The sequence below is a fragment of the Streptomyces sp. NBC_01451 genome, assembly GCF_036227485.1.
Classification (GTDB): Bacteria; Actinomycetota; Actinomycetes; order Streptomycetales; family Streptomycetaceae; genus Streptomyces.
The window spans coordinates 8,886,120-8,909,795 of record NZ_CP109479.1 but is presented as its reverse complement, the minus strand read 5'-3'; the positions used below and the strand labels follow the sequence as shown (position 1 = coordinate 8,909,795).

Annotated in this window: 25 protein-coding genes; 11 read left to right on the top strand and 14 right to left on the bottom strand. The window is 70.8% G+C overall.

Annotation, left to right across the window (positions count from 1 at the left end; translation table 11 throughout):
• Positions 1-4: 4 nt before the first annotated feature.
• On the top strand, positions 5-814 hold the full coding sequence (locus OG595_RS39250) for a hypothetical protein (RefSeq protein WP_329280665.1): 810 nt from the start codon (positions 5-7) through the stop codon (positions 812-814).
• Here the strand turns inward: OG595_RS39250 and OG595_RS39245 are convergent.
• Both OG595_RS39245 and OG595_RS39240 read right to left on the bottom strand, forming a co-directional pair.
• On the bottom strand, positions 760-2,775 hold the full coding sequence (locus OG595_RS39245; RefSeq protein WP_443073383.1) for a protein kinase domain-containing protein: 2,016 nt from the start codon (positions 2,773-2,775) through the stop codon (positions 760-762). The genes OG595_RS39250 and OG595_RS39245 overlap by 55 nt on opposite strands.
• 94 nt (positions 2,776-2,869) lie before the next feature.
• Positions 2,870-4,177 (bottom strand): DUF6986 family protein, encoded by a 1,308-nt coding sequence (locus OG595_RS39240; RefSeq protein WP_329280663.1) that lies wholly within the window; start codon positions 4,175-4,177, stop codon positions 2,870-2,872.
• Between the two features lie 191 nt (positions 4,178-4,368).
• Here OG595_RS39240 and OG595_RS39235 point away from each other — a divergent pair, with 191 nt between their 5' ends.
• Entirely contained in the window at positions 4,369-5,274 is a 906-nt protein-coding gene (locus OG595_RS39235) for an endonuclease/exonuclease/phosphatase family protein (protein WP_329280661.1), read from the top strand.
• Between the two features lie 80 nt (positions 5,275-5,354).
• Here the strand turns inward: OG595_RS39235 and OG595_RS39230 are convergent, their stop codons facing one another.
• The 4 genes from OG595_RS39230 to OG595_RS39215 form a co-directional block, all read right to left on the bottom strand.
• Entirely contained in the window at positions 5,355-6,317 is a 963-nt protein-coding gene (locus tag OG595_RS39230) for an electron transfer flavoprotein subunit alpha/FixB family protein (protein WP_329280659.1), read from the bottom strand.
• 75 nt (positions 6,318-6,392) lie between these two features.
• Positions 6,393-7,178: an electron transfer flavoprotein subunit beta/FixA family protein gene (locus tag OG595_RS39225; protein WP_329280657.1), complete on the bottom strand. Its 786-nt coding sequence runs from the start codon at positions 7,176-7,178 to the stop codon at positions 6,393-6,395.
• Between the two features lie 246 nt (positions 7,179-7,424).
• Complete coding sequence (locus OG595_RS39220; RefSeq protein WP_329280655.1) at positions 7,425-7,943, bottom strand: flavin reductase family protein; 519 nt, start codon at positions 7,941-7,943, stop codon at positions 7,425-7,427.
• Positions 7,944-8,175: 232 nt separating this feature from the next.
• Positions 8,176-8,589: a thioredoxin family protein gene (locus OG595_RS39215; protein WP_329280653.1), complete on the bottom strand. Its 414-nt coding sequence runs from the start codon at positions 8,587-8,589 to the stop codon at positions 8,176-8,178.
• Positions 8,590-8,664: 75 nt separating this feature from the next.
• Here OG595_RS39215 and OG595_RS39210 point away from each other — a divergent pair, with 75 nt between their 5' ends.
• Together OG595_RS39210 and OG595_RS39205 are read left to right on the top strand one after the other, a co-directional pair.
• Complete coding sequence (locus OG595_RS39210) at positions 8,665-9,081, top strand: DUF4395 domain-containing protein (RefSeq protein WP_329280652.1); 417 nt, start codon at positions 8,665-8,667, stop codon at positions 9,079-9,081.
• Between the two features lie 190 nt (positions 9,082-9,271).
• Positions 9,272-10,000: a lysophospholipid acyltransferase family protein gene (locus OG595_RS39205; RefSeq protein ID WP_329280651.1), complete on the top strand. Its 729-nt coding sequence runs from the start codon at positions 9,272-9,274 to the stop codon at positions 9,998-10,000.
• 8 nt (positions 10,001-10,008) lie between these two features.
• Here OG595_RS39205 and OG595_RS39200 read toward each other — a convergent pair whose 3' ends face one another.
• From OG595_RS39200 to OG595_RS39180, 5 genes are all read right to left on the bottom strand, one after another.
• The gene (locus tag OG595_RS39200; protein WP_329280649.1) at positions 10,009-10,701 is read right to left on the bottom strand and encodes a B3/B4 domain-containing protein; all 693 of its coding nucleotides are present in this window, start codon (positions 10,699-10,701) and stop codon (positions 10,009-10,011) included.
• A gap of 8 nt (positions 10,702-10,709) precedes the next feature.
• A complete protein-coding gene (locus OG595_RS39195; protein WP_329280647.1) occupies positions 10,710-11,303 on the bottom strand; it encodes a transglutaminase family protein in 594 nt (197 codons plus the stop codon).
• Between the two features lie 93 nt (positions 11,304-11,396).
• Positions 11,397-12,467, bottom strand: a complete 1,071-nt coding sequence (locus tag OG595_RS39190; protein ID WP_329280645.1) for a threonine aldolase family protein — start codon at positions 12,465-12,467, stop codon at positions 11,397-11,399.
• Positions 12,464-13,219, bottom strand: a complete 756-nt coding sequence (locus tag OG595_RS39185) for an SDR family NAD(P)-dependent oxidoreductase (protein ID WP_329280642.1) — start codon at positions 13,217-13,219, stop codon at positions 12,464-12,466. Before OG595_RS39185 ends, OG595_RS39190 begins: the two co-directional genes overlap by 4 nt.
• 41 nt (positions 13,220-13,260) lie before the next feature.
• Positions 13,261-14,658 (bottom strand): DUF6421 family protein, encoded by a 1,398-nt coding sequence (locus OG595_RS39180; protein ID WP_329280640.1) that lies wholly within the window; start codon positions 14,656-14,658, stop codon positions 13,261-13,263.
• A gap of 287 nt (positions 14,659-14,945) precedes the next feature.
• Here OG595_RS39180 and OG595_RS39175 point away from each other — a divergent pair, with 287 nt between their 5' ends.
• A complete protein-coding gene (locus OG595_RS39175) occupies positions 14,946-15,629 on the top strand; it encodes a glycerophosphodiester phosphodiesterase (RefSeq protein WP_329283529.1) in 684 nt (227 codons plus the stop codon).
• A 15-nt stretch (positions 15,630-15,644) separates the two neighbouring features.
• On the opposite strand, the gene OG595_RS39170 is transcribed toward OG595_RS39175, so the two are convergent.
• Entirely contained in the window at positions 15,645-16,184 is a 540-nt protein-coding gene (locus OG595_RS39170) for a GNAT family N-acetyltransferase (RefSeq protein ID WP_329280637.1), read from the bottom strand.
• A 112-nt stretch (positions 16,185-16,296) separates the two neighbouring features.
• Here OG595_RS39170 and OG595_RS39165 point away from each other — a divergent pair, with 112 nt between their 5' ends.
• The 5 genes from OG595_RS39165 (at position 16,297) to OG595_RS39145 (ending at position 20,413) form a co-directional block, all read left to right on the top strand.
• Positions 16,297-16,689, top strand: a complete 393-nt coding sequence (locus OG595_RS39165) for a VOC family protein (RefSeq protein ID WP_329280635.1) — start codon at positions 16,297-16,299, stop codon at positions 16,687-16,689.
• 554 nt (positions 16,690-17,243) lie between these two features.
• Entirely contained in the window at positions 17,244-17,804 is a 561-nt protein-coding gene (locus OG595_RS39160) for a DUF5134 domain-containing protein (protein WP_329280633.1), read from the top strand.
• Positions 17,805-17,891: 87 nt separating this feature from the next.
• A complete protein-coding gene (locus OG595_RS39155; protein ID WP_329280631.1) occupies positions 17,892-18,827 on the top strand; it encodes a M56 family metallopeptidase in 936 nt (311 codons plus the stop codon).
• Between the two features lie 57 nt (positions 18,828-18,884).
• On the top strand, positions 18,885-19,571 hold the full coding sequence (locus OG595_RS39150) for a phosphatase PAP2 family protein (protein ID WP_329280628.1): 687 nt from the start codon (positions 18,885-18,887) through the stop codon (positions 19,569-19,571).
• 152 nt (positions 19,572-19,723) lie between these two features.
• Positions 19,724-20,413 carry an HAD family hydrolase gene (locus OG595_RS39145; RefSeq protein WP_329280626.1) on the top strand — a complete coding sequence of 230 codons (690 nt, stop codon included), beginning with the start codon at positions 19,724-19,726 and terminating at the stop codon, positions 20,411-20,413.
• 264 nt (positions 20,414-20,677) lie between these two features.
• Here the strand turns inward: OG595_RS39145 and OG595_RS39140 are convergent, their stop codons facing one another.
• Positions 20,678-22,180 (bottom strand): LVIVD repeat-containing protein, encoded by a 1,503-nt coding sequence (locus OG595_RS39140; protein WP_329280624.1) that lies wholly within the window; start codon positions 22,178-22,180, stop codon positions 20,678-20,680.
• 211 nt (positions 22,181-22,391) lie between these two features.
• On the opposite strand from OG595_RS39140, the gene OG595_RS39135 reads away from it, so the two are divergent.
• Positions 22,392-23,048, top strand: coding sequence for a DUF305 domain-containing protein (locus OG595_RS39135; RefSeq protein WP_329280621.1), 657 nt, complete (start codon positions 22,392-22,394; stop codon positions 23,046-23,048).
• A 39-nt stretch (positions 23,049-23,087) separates the two neighbouring features.
• Here the strand turns inward: OG595_RS39135 and OG595_RS39130 are convergent, their stop codons facing one another.
• Positions 23,088-23,570, bottom strand: a complete 483-nt coding sequence (locus OG595_RS39130) for a DUF6214 family protein (protein WP_329280619.1) — start codon at positions 23,568-23,570, stop codon at positions 23,088-23,090.
• Positions 23,571-23,676 lie beyond the last annotated feature (106 nt).

Sequence of the window (23,676 nt, the reverse complement as noted above, 5' to 3'; positions counted from 1 at the left end):
GGGGATGCCCACACTTGAGTCCCTCGGCCTCGCCGAGGCCCCGCGCGAGCACCCGCTCGGCTATCCGGGCGTGTGGCCGAGCGAGTCCGGGATCCTGGACGGCGACCTGTTCCTCCCCCTCCCCGCCGGCCCACCGCCCGGCTTCCCCCGCCTCTTCCCCGACCGCGTGCCCGTCCTCGCCGTCGGCTCCAACGCCTGTCCCGGTCAACTCCGGCACAAGATGGCGGAGTTCGGCGTCCGCGAGCCGCTCCCGATGACCCGGGCGCTGGTCACCGGGATCGAGGTCGGTGTCTCGGCCCATGTGAGCCGACTGGGGTATGTGTCCGCGTCGCCCTTCAACGCCCCGGGGAACGTAAGGGAGTTGTTCGTCACCTGGCTCGACGCCGACCAGTTGGCCGTGATCGACGCCAGCGAGGGAGTGCCGGTGCCGACCGGCCCGTACGACCGCGCGTGGCTGCCCTCCCCCGCGGTGGGCGTCGAGTTGGAGTCCGGCGAACGGCTCTCCGGTGTGTACGCCTATGTCAACCGGCGCGGGGTGCTGCACGACGGTTCGGGAACTCCGCGCCGGCATCCGGGAGAACGCCGACTGCTCACCGAACTCCTCGGCGAATCAACGGGGTTGCGGGACCTGTTCGGCGGTACGCCCGAGGAGTTCTGCGCCCGGGCCCGCTTCGACCGGGACCGGTGCGACCGGGGAACCCGGCTGTTCGCGGCGGAGGGGCTGGTGACCGCGTCCGGTCTGGAGCCTTACGTACGGGCTCAGCAGACCGGGAGTCCCGGCACCGGGGCGTCGTTGTCGCCGCCCTTGAGGTAGACGTCGCTGACGTAGACACCGGCGTTGCCGCTGTCGTCGTCGGTCTTCGCCCACCAGACGTTCGTCCACTCGCCGTAGGTCTCGCGCCGGCCCAGGTTCTGTTGGCAGTAGAAGTAGTTGGTGCCCGCGTTGAGGACACCGACCTCGGTGCCGGACGCGGTGTAGGACTTGGCGGTGCGCCAGACGGAGCAGTCGTACTTGCCGTCGCCTCTCGACACGCACGCGGGGTCGGGGGTGGAGGTCGCGCCGCCGGTCGTGGTGCTCCCGCCGGTGGTGCCTGTTCCGCCGGTCGTCCCGTCGCCTCCGGTGGTGCCCGAGCCTCCGGTGGTGCCGGTTCCGGCGTCGCCCGAGGTGCCGCCGCCCGTCGTGCCGCTTCCCGAGGTCGCCGACGCGGCCGGGGTGGCCGTGTCGCCCCCGGGCTCGGCGGCACTTGCGTTGCCGGGCGCGCTCGGGGACGGGGACTTCCCGGTGCCCTTTCCGGTGGGCGTGGGATCGGAGAGGTCCAGGTCCGCCCGGCCGCTGCCCGTGGAGGGCGCGGCAGGGCTGTCCTCCGACGCCACCGGCCGGGTGCTCGCCTCGCTGTCGTCCTCGCCGCCGACCAGTGCCACGGTGACTCCGGCGGCGGCCAGGACCACGGTGACGGCCACGGCGGCGAGCAACGCGCGTCCCCGGCGGCGGGGCCGGGCGGACGCGGGAGCCGGATCGGAGAAGGTGGTCGGGGCCGCGAGGTGGCCGGGGTCCGGTGCGCCCGGGGCGGCCGGGTACCCGGCGGGTCCGAACCCCGGCGTACCGGATGTCATCGGCTCGGGCGGGCCGAACCCGGGCGGCACCTGCTGCGGCTGCGCGGCTCCGGGGGCGGGCGACGTCCGCTCGGCGGGGCCGGACCCCGGAGGCTCCGACGGCGCACCGGACGCGGCTGCCTTGTCCGCCTCGCCGTCCGCACCTGCCTCAGGTGCCTCAGCTACTCCGGGGGCCTCGGACGCTCCGGCCGCGACCGGCCCGTACGACCGCAGGCCCGTGGTGGGTGTGTCCGTCGCGCCGCTCGTGGCCGACGCCACCGCCGCCAGCAGGCCGCGGGCCGTTTCCGCGTCCGGGCGTTCCTCCGGCCCCTTGGCCATCAGCTGCCGCAGGACCGGGGCCAGGGCGCCCGCCTGGCGGGGGTCAGGGAGAGGTTCGGCCACGATCGCGGTGAGCGTGGACCAGGTCGACGTACGGCGGAAGGGCGAGGTGCCCTCGACCGCCGCGTACAGCGTGGCGCCCAGGGCCCAGATGTCGGAGGCGGGGCCGAATTCTTTGCCCTGGGCCCGCTCGGGGGCCAAGTAGTCGAGGGAGCCGACGAGCTCGCCGCTGCGGGTGAGGTGCGTGGCCGAGCCGTCGCCCGGGTCCTCCATCGTGGCGATGCCGAAGTCCGTCAGGACGACCCGGCCCGAGGCCTCCAGGAGGATGTTGCCCGGCTTCACGTCCCGGTGCAGGACGCCGACCCGGTGGGCGGCGGCCAGCGCGTCCATCACCTGGGCGCCGATCCCGGCGGCCTCGTGCGGGTCCAGGGTGCCGCGCTCACTCAGGACGTCGTCCAGCGAGCGGCCGTTGACCAGCTCCATGACGATCAGGGGCCGGCCGTCGACCTCCGTGACATCGTGCACGGCGACCACTCCGGGGTGGCGTATCCGGGCCGCCGCGCGGGCCTCGCGCTGCATCCGCAGCCGCAGGGCGGCCAGTTCGGGCGCGGCGGCGTCCGTGAAGGTGCGCAGTTCCTTGACCGCGACCTCGCGGCCGAGGACCTCGTCGACTGCACGCCAGACGATGCCCATGCCGCCGCGTCCGAGCCGGCCCACGACCCGGTAGCGGCCCGCCAGCAGACGGCCGCTCCCGGCCGTCCCGTCCGTCGTTCCCTCCACCGCCCGCTCCGTCGACTGCTCCTCCGGCTGCCCGGCCGACTGCCCGTGTTCCCCCGAAGACACCGCTGCCCCGTTCGTGTGCGCCACTCGTACGTCCGTACAGATTACGTGGCGGGTGTGGCACCGGGAGACCGTGGCCGCTGTTGTGACGAGGGCGCTACCTGGGCGATGCCGTGAGGTCGGCTCGGCGTGGCCTCGCGAAGCCGTCCAGGTCGCCCCGGGTGAGGCCGTCCGTCGCCCGGGTCACCTCCGTGACGTCGAGGGCGCCGCAGTCCAGGCCGCGCAGCAGATAGCCGCTGAGGGCCTTGGCGGTGGCGGGCTCGTCCATGACGTCGCCGCCGGTGCGGTTGGCGTAGCGGGACAGGCGGGCCGCGGCCTGCGCGTAACCCTCGCGGTAGAAGGCGAAGACGGCCGCGTACCGGGTCGGGATGTGCCGGGGGTGCATGTCCCAGCCCTGGTAGTAGGCGCGGGCCAGGGCGCGGCGGGTGAGGCCGTAGTGCAGGCGCCAGGCCGCGTGGACCTGGTCGGTCGGGCCGACCGGCAGGACGTTGGTGGAGCCGTCCGAGACGCGCACTCCGGTACCCGCCGCCGCGACCTGCATGATCGCCTTGGCGTGGTCGGCGGCCGGGTGGTCACTGGCCTGGTGGGCTGCGGAGACGCCGAGGCAGGCGCTGTAGTCGAAGGTGCCGTAGTGGAGGCCGGTGGCGCGGCCCTCGGCGGCCTGGATCATCCGGGCGACCGTGGCGGTGCCGTCGGTGGCGAGGATGGACTGGCTGGTCTCGATCTGGATCTCGAAGCCGATCCGGCCGGGCGTGAGGCCGCGCGCCTTCTCGAACTCCTCCAGCAGCCTCACCATGGCGGTGACCTGCTCCGCGTACGTCACCTTGGGCAGGGTGAGGACCAGCCCCTCGGGCAGTCCGCCGGCCTCCATCAGGCCGCTCAGGAAGATGTCGAGGGTGCGGATGCCCCGGTCGCGCACCGGCGCCTCCATGCACTTCATCCGGATGCCCATGTACGGGGCCGCCGTGCCCTTCTCGTACGCCCCGGCGATCAGACGGGCCGCGCGGGCCGCCGTCTCGTCCTCCTCGGCGTCCGGGCGCGGGCCGTAGCCGTCCTCGAAGTCGACGCGGAGGTCCTCGATCGGCTCGCGCTCCAGTTTGGCGCGGACGCGGTCATGGACGGATTCGGCGAGGTCGTCGGAGAGACCGAGGACGGCGGCGAAGGAGGCGGCGTCCGGGGCGTGTTCGTCGAGTGCGGCGAGGGCCTGGTCGCCCCAGGAACGGATGGTGTCGGCGGCGAACGCGTCCCCGGGGACGTACACGGTGTGGACGGGCTGGCGGGTGCCAGGGTCTCCGGGGTAGCGGCGCTCCAGCTCCGCGTCGACCGGGGCGAGGGAGGCGCTGATCTCCTCGCTGACGGTCCCCGCGAGGCTCGTCGTCACGTTCTCCTGCCGGCCCTGCACCATTCCGAACCCTCCGTTTTCCGTACTACGGAATCAGTAATCCGCATGACGAAGCTAGCCGTCGATCTTCACCCCGGTCAACACCGTCTCGGAGCGGGATTCCCGATCCTTCCTCCCTGGTCACTGCCGAACCGGCGTCTTCTTCCGTATTCAGTGGGCAAGGTTCATTCTGACTCCGAAGGGGAGGGGATCGCGTGCCGAAAGAGGTCGGAGTGACGCGTCGCCAAGGACTCAGGTCCGCGGCGGCCGTCGCCATCGCCGTGCCGCTGCTGACCACGGCGGGTTCGTCGAAACCGGCGGTCGCCGGCGAGCACGCGGGCGCCCTGAACGTCATGACGTTCAACGTGCGCTTCGCGACCGTCGTCGACAAGACACCGCGCTGGTCCGTGCGGCGCCCGGTGATGCGGGAGTTGTTGCGCCGCGAGCGCCCCCACATCATCGGCACCCAGGAGGGGCTCTATCAGCAGGTGCGCATGATCGAGAAGGACCTCGGCGAGCACTACGACTGGATCGGCACCGGCCGGGGCGGTGGCAGCAAGGACGAGTTCATGGCGGTCTTCTACGACACCCGAAGACTCGAACCGATCGAGTTCGATCACTTCTGGCTGTCCGACACTCCGTACACGATCGCTTCCAACACCTGGAATGCGGACTGGCTCCGCATGGTGACCTGGGTGAAATTCGCCGACCTCGCCGACGGGGGGCGGGAGTTCTACGTCCTCAACACCCATCTGGACAACGTCAGCCAGTACGCACGGGAGCGCTCCGCCGCGCTCATCGGCAAGACGATCGCCGGGTGGGACCCGTCGGCGCCGGTGATCGTCACCGGCGACTTCAACTCGGCCGCCCACGAAAACCGGGTGTACGACCTGATGCTGGCCAACGGGCTCGTGGACACCTGGGACGCCGCTGCCGCCCGCAGCCCGCTGTACGGCACGTTTCCCGCCTACCGTGCACCCAAACCCGGTGGCCGGCGCATCGACTGGATCCTGACCTCACCCGGGGTGACCACGCACTGGGCGGCGATCAACGCCTTCTCCGTCGACGGAATGTACCCGAGCGACCATCTCCCCGTACAGGCGTCACTGAGCCTCGCGTGAGGCGCGCATACGACAGGCCGGGGCCCCGGTGACCGCACACGGTCACCGGGGCCCCGGACAGCTTCGTCGTGCCGACGGGATCAGCCCTTGCGGGAGTTGATCTCCTCGGTGAGCTGCGGGACGACGTCGAAGAGGTCGCCGACGACGCCGTAGTCGACGAGGTCGAAGATCGGGGCCTCGGCGTCCTTGTTGACCGCCACGATCGTCTTCGAGGTCTGCATACCGGCGCGGTGCTGGATGGCGCCGGAGATGCCGTTGGCGATGTAGAGCTGCGGCGAGACGGACTTGCCGGTCTGGCCGACCTGGTTGGTGTGCGGGTACCAGCCGGCGTCCACCGCGGCGCGCGAGGCGCCGACGGCCGCGCCGAGGGAGTCTGCGAGCGCCTCGATGATCGGGAAGTTCTCGGCGCCGTTGACGCCACGGCCGCCGGAGACGACGATCGCGGCCTCGGTCAGCTCCGGGCGGCCGGTCGACTCGCGCGGGGTGCGCGCGGTGACCTTGGTGCCCGTGGCCTGGGCGGAGAAGGTGACGTCGAGGGCCTCGACGGCACCGGCGGCCGGGGCGGGCTCCACGGGGGCGGAGTTGGGCTTGACCGTGATGACCGGGGTGCCCTTGGCGACGCGGGTCTTGGTGGTGAAGGACGCGGCGAACGCGGACTGCGTGGCCACCGGACCCTCGTCGCCGGCCTCCAGGTCGGTGGCGTCGGTGATGATGCCGGAGCCGATGCGCAGCGCGAGGCGGGCGGCGATCTCCTTGCCCTCGGCGGAGGAGGGGACCAGCACGGCGGCCGGGGAGACTGCGGTGTACGCGGACTGGAGGGCGTCGACCTTCGGGACGACCAGGTAGTCGGCGTACTCGGCGGCCTCGTGGGTGAGGACCTTGACGGCGCCGTGCTCGGCGAGCGCGCCGGCGGTGGCGGCGGCGCCGTTGCCCAGGGCGACGGCGACGGGCTCGCCGATACGGCGGGCCAGGGTCAGCAGCTCCAGGGTGGGCTTGCGGACGGCGCCGTCCACGTGATCGACGTAGACGAGAACTTCAGCCATGGGACTTCTACTCTCCTGCTTGCGGAAGATGAGGGGCGGTCTGCGGGACGGGGCTCGACGAGCCTCGAACGGGGCCTAGATGAACTTCTGGCCCGCGAGGAACTCGGCGAGCTGCTTGCCGCCCTCGCCCTCGTCCTTGACGATCGTGCCGGCCGTGCGCGCCGGGCGCTGGGTCGCGGAGTCGACCACGGAGTACGCGCCCTCCAGACCGACCTCCTCGGCCTCCAGACCGAGGTCGGACAGGTCCCAGGCAGCCACCGGCTTCTTCTTGGCGGCCATGATGCCCTTGAAGGACGGGTAACGCGCCTCACCGGACTGGTCGGTGACCGACACGACGGCCGGGAGGGATGCCTCCAGCTGCTCGGAGGCGGAGTCGCCGTCGCGGCGGCCCTTGACGACACCGTCCTCGACGGAGACCTCGGAGAGCAGGGTGACCTGCGGGACGCCCAGACGCTCGGCGAGCAGTGCCGGTACGACACCCATGGTGCCGTCGGTGGAGGCCATGCCGGAGATGACCAGGTCGAAGCCGGCCTTCTCGATCGCCTTGGCCAGCACGAGGGAGGTACCGATGGCGTCGGTGCCGTGCAGGTCGTCGTCCTCGACGTGGATCGCCTTGTCGGCGCCCATCGACAGCGCCTTGCGCAGCGCGTCCTTGGCGTCCTCGGGGCCGACGGTCAGGACCGTGATCTCCGCGTCGTCGGCCTCGTCGGCGATCTGCAGCGCCTGCTCGACCGCGTACTCGTCGAGCTCCGAGAGCAGACCGTCCACGTCGTCACGGTCGACGGTCAGGTCATCGGCGAAGTGCCGGTCGCCAGTGGCGTCGGGCACGTACTTCACAGTGACAACGATCCTCAAGCTCACGCCGGCTCTCCTACTGCATCGTCTGTTCCGGGCTGCCTTCCTGCAGGCAGCATAGGCGCCTCAAAGCGGCAGATCCCGATGGGGGCGACCCACGCTCCGAACGAAATATTACTCGCCAGTACACCTACTTCACGCCCACTGAGCAAGCGCTTTGACGTGTGACCTTCGCAACGCAGCGTAACCGGAACCCGGCAGCCCCGCAGCATCGCCAAAATCACATTGTACCGATCGGTCGATCACCGTCGGTCAGTCCCGGAGCCCGTTGAAGCGGCCCTGGTGATAGAGGAGCGGCCGTCCGGCAGCCGCAGGAGCGCCCAGCACGACCTCGGCCAGGACGATCCGGTGGTCCGCGGCCGGGACACGCGCGACGGTCCGGCACACCAGCCACGCCAGGACGCCGTCGAGGACGGGCACCCCCTCAGGACCCTCACGCCAGGCGGTGGGCGCGCCGAACCGGTCGGCGCCGCTGCGGGCGAAGGTCGCGGCCAGTTCGTGCTGGTGCTCGCCGAGTATGTGGACGCCGACGTGGTCGGCGCCGGATATCGCGGGCCAGCTGGAGGCGCCGGTGCTGATGCCGAAGGAGACGAGCGGGGGTTCGGCGGAGACGGAAGCGAGGGAGGTCGCGGTGAAGCCGACGGGACCGGCGCTCCCCCGGGCGGTGATCACCGCGACACCTGCCGCGTGCTGCCGGAAGACGGAGCGCAGGAGGTCGGGAGAGGCGGGAACGACGGGCTGGGAAGTACCGAGAGCGGGCGTGGCCGTCATGGAGTTGTCCTTCTGCGGGAGGCGGTGAGCTGGGCGATGGCTGCTCAACGGCCCGGACAGCGCGCGCTCGCGGTGCGCACGAGGTCCACGTGGACGCGCGCGTGGAGAAGGATTTCCGGAGGCATAGGGTCAGGCTGACGATAGATGGCGGGCACAGTCAAGTGGCTTCCGGCATCTGGGAGATGCGTCACCGGACACACCGTCAACGGCGGTACCGGATACCCCGAGGGCCTCAAACGGCCTCCCCCAGCGCGGCGATGACCTCTTCCTTGCGCGGCTGCCCGGTCGCCCGCCGCACGATCCGCCCGTCGGCGTCGAGCACCAGCACGGTGGGCGTCTTGAGGATGTCGAGCCTGCGTACGAGGTCCAGGTGTGCCTCGGCGTCGATCTCGACGTGGGAGACGCCGGGGACGAGACCGGCCACCTCCCCCAGGACGCGGCGGGTGGCCCGGCAGGGCGCGCAGAAGGCGCTGGAGAACTGGACGAGTGTCGCCCGCTCACCGAGGCTCTCGCCCAACTCGGCGGCGCCCAGCCGCTTTCCGTCGTCGCGCACGCGCACGCGTACTCTCCCGCTCCGCCGCCGATGCAGCACTCCGAACGCGCTCGCCGCCGCGAGCACCGCCACGCACATCACGATTCCGGTCATCCCCGATTCCAGCGTTCATCAGACTGCAAAGATTCCCGCCTGCTCGAAACGTTTCTGCTGCGGAATGATCGCCCCATGGACATCGATGTGAGAGGGCCGCGCTTCGGAGCGGCCGTGACGACCGCCGTCCTCGCGGTCGTACTGGTCACCGGGAGCGCGTGGCTGCTGGCCTGGCAGACGCTGGCGTTCGCGCTGGGCGCGGCGGGCGGGGTCGGGCGCTCCCCCTACGGCTGGCTGTTCCGCAAGGCCGTCCGTCCGCGGCTCGGCCCGCCGACGGAGTTCGAGGCACCGGAGCCGCCGCGGTTCGCGCAGGCGGTCGGACTCGTCTTCGCGGGCGTGGGGCTCGCCGGGTACGCGCTGGGGGTGGAGTGGCTGGGGCTCGCGGCGACCGGCGCGGCACTGGCGGCGGCGTTTCTGAACGCCGCGTTCGGGTACTGCCTGGGGTGCGAAATGTACCTCGTCGTACGACGAGTGACGGTACGAGCGGAGTAAAGGCGGTTTAAAAGCGCGAGGTGGATCAAGGGAAGACGTGACGAGTATCTCGCCCTTCGCAGGCACGAGGGCTGGCCACCCGTGCGTTCTTGGGGCACGATCTGCGCAAAGCTGTAAAACCTACGGCTGCGTAACTTCCCGCCGGGAACGGCCTTCCCAGGCAGAGCAGAGAGAAGGGGCATCCCCGTCCATGGCTGAGCTTGCCTACCGTCCCGCCATCGGTCTCGCCCAGACGCTGTTCAAGGCCTGGGACCTGAAGATCGACTGCAAGGGGTCGGAGAACATCCCGCGCTCGGGTGGTGCGGTGCTGGTGAGCAACCACATCGGCTACCTGGACTTCATCTTCGACGGGCTCGCGGCCCTCCCGCAGAAGCGTCTGGTGCGCTTCATGGCGAAGGAGTCGGTGTTCCGGCACAAGGTCTCCGGCCCACTGATGCGGAACATGAAGCACATCCCGGTGGACCGCAAGAACGGCGAGGCGGCATACGCGCACGCCCTGGCCGCGCTGCGCTCCGGCGAGATCGTCGGTGTCTTCCCCGAGGCCACGATCTCGCAGTCGTTCACGCTGAAGAGCTTCAAGTCCGGAGCCGCGCGGATGGCCCAGGAGGCGGGCGTCCCGCTGATCCCGATGGCCGTGTGGGGCACGCAGCGCCTGTGGACCAAGGGACACCCGCGCAACTTCAAGCGCAGCCACATCCCGATCACGATCCGGGTCGGCGAGGCCATCGAGGCGTCCCGCGACAAGTACGCGGGGGCGATCACCCGCCAGCTGCGCGAGCGCGTCAACGAACTCCTGGAAGCGGCCCAGCGCGCGTACCCGGTCCGCCCCAAGGGTCCGGACGACACGTGGTGGATGCCGGCCCACCTCGGCGGGACGGCCCCGACTCCGGAGCAGGTCCGGGAGACCGAGGCGCGCTGAGTTCGCCCCTACCGGGCACCACTGACCGTGATCCGCGCCCCGGGGCTGAACTTCGCCAGCAGTTCGGCGAGTTCGGCACCGGCCGCCTCCGACTCGGCGGCCGTCATCGGCGGCAGGCACTCCAGGAGGAAGATCGCGGACGTGGTCTGTTCGGTGAGCCGGGTGCGCGGACCCTGGCGCCAGTTCCAGCGGCGGCACGTCACGCCCGCGTCGTCGCACCACACGACCTCACCGGGGTCGGGGTGCTCGACGGTCTCCTCTCCCCCGGCCACGGTCACGAAGTCCTCGGCTCCGGTGGCGCGCACAAGCCGCATCCCGCCCTGGACGCGGTCGAGGTCCTCGCCGCCGACCGGGACCAGGTGCGCCACGCTGATGGCGTTGTAGAGGTCCACCAGGACGTTGATGCGGGGCAGGCCGGCATCGGTCAGCGCCCTCCTGGCAAGCGCCTCGGCGGAGTTTCGGGTGCGCGAGGGCTTGGAGCCGAACGCCGTGTAGGTGTCCCGCCAGGCGGCCATGTGCGGGTCCTCGTGCGGGGCCCGGCCGTCCAGGCGTGCGGCGAGCCGGCGGGCCGCGTCGTCCAGGAGCGCCGAACCGGCCTCGGTGCTGGGCCCGTTGACGAGTCCGCGCGCCTCGATCGCGACGTGGCTGAAGCCGGGCGCGAGCGTGCGCACCTCGTCGGACACGGTCAGGGTGAGTGTCATCGCCTGCCTCAGAGTGCGGTGGGGAGCGTCTTCCAGAGATACGGCCTGTCGGGCGCGGCCTTCAGCGCGCCCAGCACGACCGGATGAGGTTCAGCGTACAGTACCGGGTAGTCCACCTCATTGGACTTCGCGTCCGGGATCCATGCCAGCCGCTCACCACCGAGAGAGAACTGCGCGTCCACGCCGGCCTTGTTGCCCCGCGGATCCTGACGATGCCAGGCACCGTTGAACCGCACGGCGACCAGGCCGTGCACGACATGACCGTCGCCGTCGTCGTGCGCCAGCCGCTGGTAGCACAGCGCCGTGGGGATGTCCTCGGCGCGCAGCAGCGCGGCCAGCGCGTGGGCCTTGGCATGGCAAATGCCGGTGCGCTGCTCCAGGACGGTGGAGGCCCGCCAGGTGACCCGAGGGTCACCGCTGTCGGCGGAGTGCGGGATGTCGTCGCGCACGAACTCGTACGCCGCCCGCGCATAGGCATACGAGTCCGCCGCGCCTTTGGCGAGCTGCGCGGCGATCTCCCTCACCAGCGGGTGATGGTGGTCGATGACCTCGTCAGCGGCCAGGTAAGCGGACAGGTCAGAGGTGTTCTGGATCAGCTCCATGGACCCAGAGCATAGGAAAGCGATCACCCGACAGTCAATGACTTTTCAGATGACCGCATACCTATGCACACGAGAGGCTGGCGCGGGAGTCCGCTAGCGCGCCATCTCCTCCTTCAGCGCCGCCACGAAGGCGTCCACGTCGTCCTCGGTCGTGTCGAACGCGCACATCCAGCGGACGTCGCCCGCCGCCTCGTCCCAGAAGTAGAAGCGGAAGCGCTTCTGGAGGCGTTCGCTCACGTCGTGCGGAAGGCGGGCGAAGACCGCGTTCGCCTGGACCGGGTAGAGGATCTCCACCCCGTGCACGGCCCGCACACCCTCCGCCAGTCGCTGCGCCATCGCGTTGGAGTGGCGGGCGTTGCGCAGCCACAGGTCCTTGGCGAGCAGCGCCTCCAACTGCACCGAGACGAAGCGCATCTTGGAGGCGAGCTGCATGGACAGCTTGCGCAGGTGCTTCATGTGACGGACGGCGTCCTGGTTGATGACGACGACCGCCTCACCGAACAGCGCGCCGTTCTTCGTCGCGCCGAGGGAGAGGATGTCGACGCCGGCCGCGTTGGTGAACGTCCGCATCGGGACGTCGAGCGAGGCCGCCGCGTTGGCTATGCGGGAGCCGTCCAGGTGGACCTTCATACCGTGGGCGTGGGCGTGGTCGCAGATCGCGCGGATCTCGTCCGGGGTGTAGAGGGTGCCCAGTTCCGTGCTCTGGGTGATGGAGACGACCTGTGGCATCGCGCGGTGCTCGTCGTCCCAGCCGTACGCCTGCCGGTCGATGAGGTCGGGGGTCAGCTTGCCGTCGGGGGTGGGCACGGTGAGCAGCTTGAGGCCGCCCATGCGTTCGGGGGCGCCGCCCTCGTCGACGTTGATGTGCGCGCTCTCGGCGCAGATCACGGCACCCCAGCGGTCGGTGACCGCCTGAAGTGCGACGACGTTGGCCCCGGTGCCGTTGAAGACGGGGAACGCCTCCGCCGTGGCCCCGAAATGGCTGCGGACGAGCCGCTGGAGGTTCTCCGTGTAGTCGTCCTCGCCGTACGCGACCTGGTGCCCGCCGTTGGCCAGGGCCAGTGCGGCGAGCACCTCGGGGTGGACCCCCGCGTAGTTGTCGCTGGCGAAGCCTCGGGCCTCCGGGTCGTGATGACGGCGTGCGTCGGTCTTCGGAGGGTTCACGGCTTCTCGGTCAGCCACAGACGTTTCCCGTTCACTTCGGCGGCGGGCCGCTCCCAGACGCCGACGATGGCCTCGGCCAGCTCCTTGACGTCGGTGAAGCCCGCGAACTTCGCGTTGGGCCGCTCTGCGCGCATCGCGTCGTGCACCAACGCCTTCACGACCAGGATCGCAGCCGCCGACGTCGGCCCCTCGGCGCCCTCGGCCACCCCGGCCTTGCGGAAGTAGTCGGCCATGGCGAGCGTCCACGCCTCGGCGGCGGCCTTGGCGGCGGCGTACGCGGCGTTGCCCGCGGTGGGGCTGCTCGCGCCGGCGGCGCTGGTCAGGACGTACCGGCCGCGGTCGCTGTGCTGGAGCGCCTCGTGGAAGGCGAGGGAGGTGTGCTGCACGGTGCGGATCAGCAGCAGTTCCAGCAGGTCCCAGTCGTCGAGGACGGTCTTGGTGAAGGTCTCGCTGCCGCGCCAGCCGCCGACGAGGTGGACCAGGCCGTCGACGCGTCCGAAGTCCTTCTCGATACGGGTGGCCCAGTCCCGGGTCGACTGAAGGTCGAGCAGGTCGACGGTGTCGCCGACGACGGTCGCCCCGCCGTACGCGTAGCTCGCCGCGTCCACGGCCTCCGCGAGCCGCTCCGGGTCGTTGTCCGAGCCGACGACGGTCGCGCCCGCCTCGGCGAGCCTGAGCAGTGTGGCTCGGCCGGCCGGTCCGCCGGCCCCGGCGACAGCGATCACCGCACCGCTGAGAGCACCGTTCCGCATGTTCATCGCCTCCTGAGCAGTGTTTTCGGTGGCACGGTCGCTCACGCGGCGACCCGCTCCGCGCTCTCCGCGGTGATCCCCCGGGTGGAGGCGATCACGTTCTTCAGCTTCTTGGAGAGGGCCTCATAGAACATGCTCAGCGGAAACTCGTCCGGAAGCACGTCGTCCACGAGTTTGCGCGGCGGCTGGCCGAGGTCGAGGGCGTCGGGGCCCTTGGCCCAGCGGGAGCCCGGGTGCGGGGCGAGATGGGCGGAGACCAGCTCGTACGCCTTGAACCAGTGGACGAGCTTGGGCCGGTCGATGCCCTCACGGTACAGGGTCTCGATCTCGGCGCAGAGCTGGTTGGTGACCTGCGGGGCGCGCTGCCAGTCGATGTGCAGCTTGTTGTCGGTCCAGCGGATCACGTCGTGCTGGTGCAGGTACGCGAAGAGGAGCTGGCCGCCGAGGCCGTCGTAGTTGCGGACGCGCTCGCCGGTGACCGGGAAGCGGAACATCCGGTCGAAGAGCACCGCGAACTGCACGTCTCGGGCCTGCGGGATGCCCTCGGCCTCCAGCTTCACGGCCTCCTTGAAGGCGGTGAGGTCGCAGCGCAGCTCCTCCAGGCCGTACATCCAGAAGGGCTGGCGCTGCTTGATCATGAAGGGGTCGAAGGGCAGGTCGCCGTGGCTGTGGGTGCGGTCGTGGACCATGTCCCACAGGACGAACGCCTCCTCGCAGCGCTTCTGGTCGTGGACCATCGCGGCGACGTCGGCGGGCAGTTCGAGGCCCAGGATCTCCACGGCCGCGTCGGTGACACGGCGGAAGCGCGCGGCCTCGCGGTCACAGAAGATGCCGCCCCAGGTGAATCGTTCCGGCGCCTCGCGCACGGCGATGGTCTCCGGGAAGAGGACGGCCGAGTTGGTGTCGTAGCCGGCGGTGAAGTCCTCGAAGGTGATGCCGCAGAACAGCGGGTTGTCGTAGCGGGTGCGCTCCAGCTCGGCCAGCCAGTCGGGCCAGACCATGCGCAGGACGACCGCTTCGAGATTGCGGTCGGGATTGCCGTTCTGCGTGTACATCGGGAAGACGACCAGGTGCTGGAGGCCGTCCGCGCGGCTCGCGGCGGGCTGGAAGGCCAGCAGCGAGTCGAGGAAGTCCGGCACCCGGAAACCGCTGTCGGACCAGCGGCGCAGATCCTTGGCGAGAGCCTGGTGGTAGTCGGCGTCGTGCGGGAGCAGCGGGGAGAGTTCCGCGACGGCGTCCACGATCCGGCGCACGGCGAGATCGACGTCCGCGTGGTCCGGGGCGTGCTCCCGGTCGAAGTCGATCGACCCGTCCTTGGCCTGCCATGGCCGGATCTGCTCCACGGCATCCTTGAGCACGGGCCATGCCGGGTGCTCCACCACCCTGCCGAGCGCGGCAAAGCGCTCGTCCGGAACCGCCTGCACAAGAATTTCCGTCATGTCCCATCCTCCACGGGAGAACCTCGCGTCAGGACACCGTATGCGTACGAGGTTCCCGACCACAAGGCGAGTCGGGAGAGATTATCCTGCATATCCCCATGGTCACCGCGTTTTTTCCTGCCGGAAACCTTGAGGACGGTGGCTTCCCTACCCGACAGCGACCGGTTCACACTCCTTCCCGGTTCACCGTTTCCGGCCATCCGTTCATGCGTGTCCGTACGGGTTCAATGCCGGGCCGGGCGGTTAGGCTGCGGCAGCCGAGCGCCGTCGACGGAAGCGAGTTGACCTTGAACTTCCTGACCATCGGGCACCGCGGAATCATGGGCGTGGAACCGGAGAACACCCTGCGTTCGTTCGTCGCCGCCGAACAGGCGGGCCTCGACATGATCGAACTCGACCTGCGTCTCAGCAGGGACGGCACCCTCGTCGTCATGCACGACGCCGACCTCGACCGCACGACGGACGGCACCGGGCCCGTCGCCGACAAGACCCTCGCCGAGCTGCGCACCCTGGACGCGGGCCGTGACGAGCGCGTCCCGGTCTTCGAGGAGGTGCTGGACGCGGTCCGCGTACCGCTCCAGGCCGAGGTCAAGGACGCGGCGGCGGCCCGGGCGCTGGCCGAGGTGCTGGAGCGCCGGGAGCTGACCGCGCGGGTCGAGGTGTCCTCGTTCCACGAGGAGGCCATCGCCGAGATCACCCGCCTGGTGCCCGGGGTACGCACGGCGCTCATCGCCGGCCGCTACGGCACCGACGTCGTGGACCGCGCCACCCGCGCCGGGGCCTCGACCGTGTGCCTCGACATCCGCCGCCTCACCCTGGAGATCGTCGAACTGGCCAGGAAGTCGGACCTGCGGATCATCGGCTGGGTGGTGAACACCCAGGACCATCTGCGCCTCGCACGCGCCCTGCAACTGGACGGCGCGACCACCGACTACCCGCAGATCAAACGCACGGGCCGCTTCACCGCGTGACGAGCACGCCGGAGATCACACCAGTTCCTTCACCAACAGCTCGAACTGCAGATCGTCACGCTGCGGCACGCCGAACCGCTCGTCGCCGTACGGGAAGGGGCTCATCTCCCCCGTACGGCGGTAGCCGCGCCGCTCGTACCAGGCGATGAGGTCGTTCCGTACGGAGATCACGGTCATGTGCATCTCGCGCGCGCCCCAGGTCTCGCGCGCCGCGCGCTCCGCCTCGGCGATGATCACCTTGCCGAGGCCCGCGCCCTGGAGGGCCGGGCTGACCGCGAACATGCCGAAGTAGGCGTGGTCGCCGCGGTGTTCGAGCTGACAGCAGGCGACCACCCGGCCGTCCTGTTCGACGGTCAGCATGCGGCTGTCGGCGGACTTGACGACGTCGAGTACGCCCTGTGCGTCGCTCCGCTGCCCTTCGAGGATGTCCGCCTCGGTGGTCCATCCGGCCCGGCTGGAGTCGCCCCGGTACGCCGACTCGATCAGCGCGACAAGGGTGTCGACGTCGGCCTCGGTGGCGTCACGGAAGGTGGGTCCGGTGGCGGCGGTGTCCATGGCGGCGGTTCTCCGGGGGCTCGGGTTGCTCGGGCTGCCCGGGTTGCTCCTACGGCGCGGGCACCGACGATCGTAACGCCGATCGCGGACGAGCCCACTAGGCTCCGGTTGCATGGTGCATGTACTGAGCAGCCGGGTTCTCCTCCGTCCCGTCGACCCGGAGCGCTCCCGGGTCTTCTACGGCGAACACCTGGGGCTCGCCGTGCACCGCGAGTTCGGTACGGGGCCCGAGCGCGGGACGGTCTACTTCCTCGGCGGCGGGTTCCTTGAGCTCTCGGGCCGGACCGAGGAGCCCTCGTCGCCGCCCGTACGCCTGTGGTTGCAGGTGGCTGACGTCAGGGCCGCGCACGACGAACTGGCGTCCCGGGGCGTCGAGATCCTCCGGCCTCCGGTGCAGGAGCCGTGGGGGCTCGTCGAGATGTGGATCGCGGACCCGGACGGCACGCGAATCGTGCTGGTGGAGGTACCGGCGGACCATCCGCTGCGGTACCGGCCCGGTATCTGAGGCCCACGGGATCGGAAGTGCGGCGAGATCGTCCGCCCTTCCAGTCGGCCGGGCAACTCGCCCGGCAGTCCAGGGAGTTCGAGCTGTCCGGCGCTGCTCGGGAGCAGTTCGTGGCCGGTGCGGCGCAGGGCGCAGAGCGGCTCGGACCCGGGGGCGGGTGGCCCCACCCGGCGCACTGGAGCGTTCTCGGCCTGCCGGAGGAGGGCGGCGCAGCGGTGGGTACGGCCCACGACCTCCGTGGGACCGGTGCCGAGGCCGGGATGAACCGCCTGCCGTCGCAGCGGCACTCCGGCCGCGGTGTCGTCCGCCCGGCCGGGAGCGGCTCGCGAGGCAGGCGGAAACCCGGCGACAGGACCTGGGAGCGCGGCCCCGGGCCCTGTGCCGTCGCCTCGGTGGAGGGCAGGCATGAACCAGATGCCGGACGGACGCCGACGCGCATCGCACCTGCGGTGCTCCGGCATGCGCTCCCCCGCGTACACCCTTGCGCTCGTATGCGCACCGCCCGGCGCGGGCATCCCTTCAGCGGAGATCCCGGGGGTCCAGGGGAGGTTCGTGTGCACGGTCCGGCTTCGCCCGGGTGGCTGCTGGTCGCGCTGTGCGCGGCGACCGGGGGGTACTGCCTGCTGCGGATGCGCAGCACCGTCGAGGAACAGCGCCGGGCCGCGGGCGGCGAGGCGCTGATGGGCTTCGGCATGGCCGCGATGGCCGTGCCCGCCGCCGTAATCGCACCACCGCGCTGGGCCTGGCTGGTGTACGCGGCCGTCTTCGGCGCGGCGGCGCTGCGCGCCCTGTGGGCGGCGCGCACCGGGCCGCACCATCTGCACCACCTGATGGGCGCTTCCGCCATGGCCTACATGGCTGCCGTGATGGCCACCGCACCCGGTCACCACCACGCGTCCGGCGGCTCCGGAGTCCCCCTGCTGACGACGGCACTGCTCGTCTACTTCACCGGGTACGTCCTGCTGTCCGGCGTCCGTCTGGTGTCCGTACCGGTCCTGGCCGTCGGCGGTGGAGGCGGGACGGGCTCGCTCGGCTGGGGCGACCGGCCCGAACTGGCGCGCGCCTGCCGGCTGTCCATGGGCATCGCGACAGTCGCCATGCTGATCACGCTCTGACTGTCCCACTGTACGAAACCGTGGTCTGCGTCACTTTGCCGCGACGGACCGTAGGTCTGAGCACCGCCCCGCTCATAGGCTGCATCCATGATGGTCCCCGCGGCACTGCTGCTGCTCGGCGCGCTGACCGCCGTCGTCGCCCCGCGGCTGCTCGCCCGCGCGGACTGGCCGGACCGCGAACCGGTGGTCGCCCTGTGGGTGTGGCAGTGCGTGGTGGCCGCCGTGCTGATGTGCTGCGCGCTGTCGATGACGCTGAGCGCGGCGGCTGCCTGGCAGGCCGTGCGCGGCCATGTGTTCGCCCCGGCGCCGCACGAGGTCGTGGAGGCCTATGTCCTCGGCGCCTCCCGCCCCTGGGCCGCGACGACGGCCGTGGCGCTCGCCTGCGGTGGACTGTGGACCGCGGCGATGCTCGTCCGCGAGGTCGTACGGGCGCGCAGGCGGCGCAGGCTTCGGCGTACCGAACTCCTCGTCCGGGCCCCGCTGTTGCCCGGCGAGGAGCCGCGACCCGACCGGCTCGTGGTCCTGGAGGCCGAGCGTGCCGACGCCTGGTGGCTGCCCGGCACCGCGCCCGGGCTGGTCGTCACCACGGCCGCGCTGCGCCGCCTCAAGGGACGTCAGCTGGACGCCGTGCTCGCCCACGAGCAGGGGCACGCGCGGGCCCGGCACGACTGGCTGCTGCACTGCTCGGGAGCGCTGGCGAACGGGTTTCCGCAGGTGCCGGTCTTCGCCTCGTTCCGGGACGAGATGCACCGGCTGGTGGAACTCGCCGCCGACGACATGGCCTCCCGCCGCTTCGGCCGGGTGACGACCGCTCTCGCGCTGGTCGAACTCAACGAGGACCGGGGTGTGTTCGGCCCGTCCCCGGCCCCGCAGGCCCATGTCCCGCTGCGCGTCCACCGGCTGCTGGCCGCACCGGACCGGCTGACGGCGGGCCGAAGGCTCCGGCTGACGGCGGCTGGGGCCCTGGTGCCGGTGATCCCGGTGCTGGTGGCGTTCGTACCGGGGCTGCGGGCACTCGGGTAGCGCGCCGGCGTACGCCTCGGTTGGCCTCCCGCCCCGCACGTCGGCGAGGATCGCCTCATGCGCACCTCCCACCCTGTCCCCCCGCTCCGGCAGCCGGCCCGGCACCCGGCCGTCCGGGTCATCGCCGCCCTGACTCTTTCCTCCGTGCTGCTTCTGGTTTTGGTCGCGGTGGACTGGCACCCGCTGGTCACCCTCGACGGCGACATCGCGCGCGCCACCCACCGCTGGGCGGTCGACGAACCCGGGCTGACGCACGCCTTCCGAATCCTGACGGACTGGGTGTGGGACCCGCTGACGATGCGCCTGCTGGTCGCGGCCGTGACGGTGTGGCTGGTGTGGCGGCACTCGGCGTGGCCGCTCGCGCTCTGGCTGGTGCTCGCCTGTGCGCTGGGCACGGCGCTCCAGCAGGGGCTGAAGGCGGCGGTCGGCCGCGCCCGTCCCGTCTGGCCCGACCCCGTCGACTCCGCGCACTACGCGGCCTTCCCCTCCGGCCACGCCATGACCGCCACGGTGGTGTGCGGCCTCCTGCTGTGGCTGCTGCGCCGGTACGGCGCCGGACGCGTCGTGTGGCGTACGGCGGTCACCGTGGCGCTGGTCTCGGTCGTGGGCGTCGGCCTGACCCGGATCTGGCTCGGCGTCCACTGGCCGTCGGACGTGCTCGGCGGATGGCTCCTCGGGGCACTCGTGGTGACGCTGGCGGTGGTGTCGTACGAGCGGTTCGAGTCGGCGCGCGAACGGCGCTGACCTCATCGGCATCGCGAACGTGCCCAACACCCGCTTCGACTCACGTGGTTGGCCGCCGACGACGGTCAGCGGCACCCCGCTGCCGGCACCCCTGAACCGACGTCCATCGCGGCGGCCGTGCGCCGGACAGGGCTTTCGGTAGGGTCCAGCGCATGGCTGCCGTACTGTTCGACTTCTCCGGGACCCTCTTCCGTATCGAGTCCACCGAGGCCTGGTTGCGCGCCGTGCTCGCCGAGCACGGTGTGGTCCTGCCGGAGCCCGACGTGGCTCTGTCGGCGCGGGCGCTGGAGGCGGCGGGGGCGCTGCCGGGCGGGGCCGCTCCGGAGCGGTTGCCGGAGGAGCTGGCCGCCGTGTGGGGGATCCGCGACGAGAGCGCCGAGCTGCACAGGGCCGCGTACACCGGGGTCGCCCGGCAAGTGCCGCTTCCGGACCCGGCGTTGTACGACGCGCTGTACGAGCGGCACATGACGCCGGGCGCGTGGACCCCGTACGCAGACGCGGTCGAGGTGCTGGGTGTGCTGCGGGAGCGCGGGATCTCCGTCGGGGTGGTCAGCAACATCGGCTGGGACCTGCGTCCCGTCTTCCGGGAGCACGGGCTGGACCCGTACGTCGACGCCTACGTCCTGTCGTACGAGCACGGCGTCCAGAAGCCGGACCCGCGCCTGTTCACGGTGGCCTGCGACGCTCTCGGCGTCGTCCCGGACGACGTGCTGATGGTCGGTGACGACCGGCGTGCGGACGGGGGCGCGGCGGCGCTGGGATGCGCGGTGCACTTCGTGGACCATCTGCCGGTGTCGCAACGGCCGCACGGACTACGGCCGGTACTGGACCTGATCGGCTGACACCGCGTTCCGGGACGGGCACGCCGGTCTGAGGTGATCCCCCGCGTCACCCCAGACAGGCGGCCGACCGGAACCGCCCGCGAGGGGCCGCTCCGGCTGCGTCGACGCTCGCCAACTGACAAAATGTCAACGCAGAAGTAACAGCATGTCCCTACACGGCCGTTTCGGTCAATGCGGAATCAGCGCGGTGTTCCCCGGACACGAGCGTCCCGCCGGGCACCGAGGTGCCCGGCGGGACGCGTGTTCGGGGTTCCGCCGGCGACGTCAGTCGAAGTAGTCCGGCTGCGTCTGGACGTTCAGCTCGCGCACGCGGACCTTCTTGGCTGGATCCGTGCGCCGGTCGTCGAGCTTCAGGACGTCGAAGCCCTTGGCGATGTCGTTGGAGTAGATGTAACCGTTGTAGTAGTACGCCGACCAGGGGCCGGCTGTCGTGACGCGGTCGGTGGTCACCGGGCCGCGCTCGAAGTAGGCGATCTCCTTGGGCTTCGCGGAGTTGGTGAAGTCCCAGACGGAGACACCACCCTGGTACCAGGCCTGGACCATGATGTCCTTGCCCTTGACCGGGATCAGCGAGCCGTTGTGGGCCACGCAGACCTCGGTGTCCGCCTGGTAGCGGGGGATCTTGAAGTAGCTCTTGAAGACGAGCTTGCGCTTGTCGCCCTTGCCAACGATGTCGTAGATGCCGTCGGCCCCGCGGTTCGGCCCGATCTGCGCGTTGCAGGTGGCCGCTCCGCCGCCGCCCAACTCGTCGGTGAAGACGACCTTGTCGGCCTTCTGGTTGAAGGTCGCCGAGTGCCAGAACGCGAAGTTGACGTTGTCCTGGACCTGGTCGATGACCTTCGGGTGCTCCGGGTCCTTGATGGAGAACAGGATGCCGTCGCCCATGCAGGCGCCCGCCGCGAGGTCCTTGGAGGGCAGCACGGTGATGTCGTGGCAGCCGGTGGTCTTGGAGACGCCGGGGTTGGTGGGCGAGCCGGGGTTGCCGCCGCCGTCGGGGCCCTCACCGGGGAACAGCACCGGGAAGCCGACAACCGCCGCCTTCTCGGGGGCGTTCCGAGGCACCTTGATGATCGAGATGCCGTCGTGCGGCGGCTGGCAGTCGGGGAAGGCGGCGCTCGGCGAGTACGAGGAGACGTAGACGTAGACGTTCTTGCGCTCGGGCACCAGCGTGTGGGTGTGCGAGCCGCAGGCGGTCTCCACGGCGGCGACGTACTTCGGGTTCGCCTTGTCCGTGATGTCGAAGATCTTCATGCCCTCCCACGACGACTTCTCGGTCGCGGGCTGCGAGACGCTGTTGCAACTGCTGTCGCTGCGCGAGGAGTCGGTGGACAGGAAGAGCAGGTTCCCGGAGACGGAGATGTCGTTCTGGCCGCCGGGGCACAGTACCTGGGCGACGGTCTTCGGGGCCTTCGGGTTGCTGATGTCGAAGACGCGGAAGCCGTCGTAGTTGCCGGAGAAGGCGTACTTCCCCTGGAAGGCGAGGTCCGAGTTGGTGCCGGGCAGCGCGTCCTTGGGGATGTTGGTGAGGTGTGTGATGTTGTCGGAGTGGACGATCTCGTCCACCCCGGGTATCTCGCCCTCGGCCAGTGCTTCCTCGACCTGGGTCCGCACACTCTTGGAGATCTTCTCCGGCACCGTCGGACCGTCCCCCGGGTCGGGGGTCGCGGCCGCGGGGCCCGCGGTCAGCAGGGTGGCCAGGAGTCCGGCCGCGGCGGCGGCAACTCCAAGGCGTCTGTGCCGCGTTCGGGGATCTTTCAACAGGGTCACTGCATCCTCCCTGGTAGCCGTTCGGGTCAGAACGGTTCACGGTCCTCCGAAGTATCGTCTTCATCATGCACCGATCAACAGTGGGCAACGCATTCGTAATGAAAGTTTCTGATCACCGGCGAATGGAAGCGTGCTAGGACGGACACAGCACTCACGAGGTGCGCCCGTACTCACGAGGTGTCCGTCAACCCACCTGACACTGGAGGTCGTTGTGCCCGTCCGTCGCGCGTCCCGTACCTTTCGCCCGGTCCTGGCCGCGCTCGCGCTCACCCTCGCGCTCGGTGCCTGCGACTCGGACTCGTCACCGGACGCGGACGCCGGGTCCGCGCAGGCGACCGGGTCGTCGGTGATCGCGCCCGGCCTGCCCGGCGAGGCGGCCCGGACGCTCTCCCCGGAGGAGGCGAAAGCACAACTGCCGGACGACTCACCCAACTCGGCGGACATCTCGTACGCCCGCAGGATGATCGAGCACCACGCGCAGGCGATCGAGATCACCGAACTCGTGCCGAAACGCGCCGAGTCGAGACCCGTGAAGCTGCTGGCCGAGCGCATCGCCGCCGCCCAGGGTCCCGAAATCGCCGCGATGCAGGGCTGGTTGGAGGACAACGGCAGCGACGACAAGCCCACCGGGCACGACCACGAGGCGATGCCCGGCATGGCGACCGAGACCCAGCTCGCCACGTTGCGCGCGGCGAAGGGCAAGGCGTTCGACGAACTCTTCCTGACATTGATGATCACGCACCACGAGGGGGCCGTCACCATGGCCACCGAGGTGAAGGGGCAGGGCAACAACGTCCGGATCGAGGAGATGGCCGACGACGTGATCGCGCAGCAGACGACCGAGATCAACAGGATGCGCGGAATGTAGCCGTCCCCCGCCGAGCCGGGCATCTCCCAGGACTACCGCTCAGCGCCGGGCATGACGAGGCGTCAGGAACCCCGCGTCACGCGCCTGCGCGATCAGTCTGAGGGACCGGCGCCGGCTGTGCCCGGTCGCACACATCACGGCGAGAACCGGGTCGGCGCCCTCCTCCTGGGCCGCGCGGTACTCCTCCGCGACCAGCCACCGCCCCTCGATGCCACGCGGCCAGGCGGGCCGGGCACGACGGGGCCGCAGGCACATCTCGGACTCCCCGGCCGCCCCGCCCGTCGTGGAGCCGTCGCCGCACGCCTCGAACAGCGGTCCCTCGATCCAGTCCGCCAGCGCCGCCAGATCGTCGAGCGACAGCGCCGGCTGCGCCCGTACGTCCTCGATGGAGACGCCCGCCTCCCGGACCACGGCGAGTACGTCGACGCAGGCGCCGTCGGTGAAGGCGAGCCGGACGTCGAACCATGCCGTCGTCGCCGAGCCCTCGTTCTCCTGCACTTCCCACGCGGGCCGCACGGACACCGCGCCCTCTGTCGGGCAGCGACCGGAAAGATTAAGAAAGGATGCTTCTAGCACATACGGAACGTAACCGCATCATCACATTCCATACGAACGGACACGCGCGCCC

Coding starts and splice junctions, on each gene's coding strand:
- OG595_RS39250 (WP_329280665.1), top strand. CDS start 5: ATGCCCACACTTGAGTCCCTCGGCCTCGCCGAGGCCCCGCGCGAGCAC.
- OG595_RS39240 (WP_329280663.1), bottom strand. CDS start 4,177: ATGGTGCAGGGCCGGCAGGAGAACGTGACGACGAGCCTCGCGGGGACC.
- OG595_RS39230 (WP_329280659.1), bottom strand. CDS start 6,317: ATGGCTGAAGTTCTCGTCTACGTCGATCACGTGGACGGCGCCGTCCGC.
- OG595_RS39220 (WP_329280655.1), bottom strand. CDS start 7,943: ATGACGGCCACGCCCGCTCTCGGTACTTCCCAGCCCGTCGTTCCCGCC.
- OG595_RS39215 (WP_329280653.1), bottom strand. CDS start 8,589: ATGACCGGAATCGTGATGTGCGTGGCGGTGCTCGCGGCGGCGAGCGCG.
- OG595_RS39210 (WP_329280652.1), top strand. CDS start 8,665: ATGGACATCGATGTGAGAGGGCCGCGCTTCGGAGCGGCCGTGACGACC.
- OG595_RS39205 (WP_329280651.1), top strand. CDS start 9,272: ATGGCTGAGCTTGCCTACCGTCCCGCCATCGGTCTCGCCCAGACGCTG.
- OG595_RS39200 (WP_329280649.1), bottom strand. CDS start 10,701: ATGACACTCACCCTGACCGTGTCCGACGAGGTGCGCACGCTCGCGCCC.
- OG595_RS39195 (WP_329280647.1), bottom strand. CDS start 11,303: ATGGAGCTGATCCAGAACACCTCTGACCTGTCCGCTTACCTGGCCGCT.
- OG595_RS39185 (WP_329280642.1), bottom strand. CDS start 13,219: ATGCGGAACGGTGCTCTCAGCGGTGCGGTGATCGCTGTCGCCGGGGCC.
- OG595_RS39180 (WP_329280640.1), bottom strand. CDS start 14,658: ATGACGGAAATTCTTGTGCAGGCGGTTCCGGACGAGCGCTTTGCCGCG.
- OG595_RS39170 (WP_329280637.1), bottom strand. CDS start 16,184: ATGGACACCGCCGCCACCGGACCCACCTTCCGTGACGCCACCGAGGCC.
- OG595_RS39165 (WP_329280635.1), top strand. CDS start 16,297: ATGGTGCATGTACTGAGCAGCCGGGTTCTCCTCCGTCCCGTCGACCCG.
- OG595_RS39155 (WP_329280631.1), top strand. CDS start 17,892: ATGATGGTCCCCGCGGCACTGCTGCTGCTCGGCGCGCTGACCGCCGTC.
- OG595_RS39150 (WP_329280628.1), top strand. CDS start 18,885: ATGCGCACCTCCCACCCTGTCCCCCCGCTCCGGCAGCCGGCCCGGCAC.
- OG595_RS39145 (WP_329280626.1), top strand. CDS start 19,724: ATGGCTGCCGTACTGTTCGACTTCTCCGGGACCCTCTTCCGTATCGAG.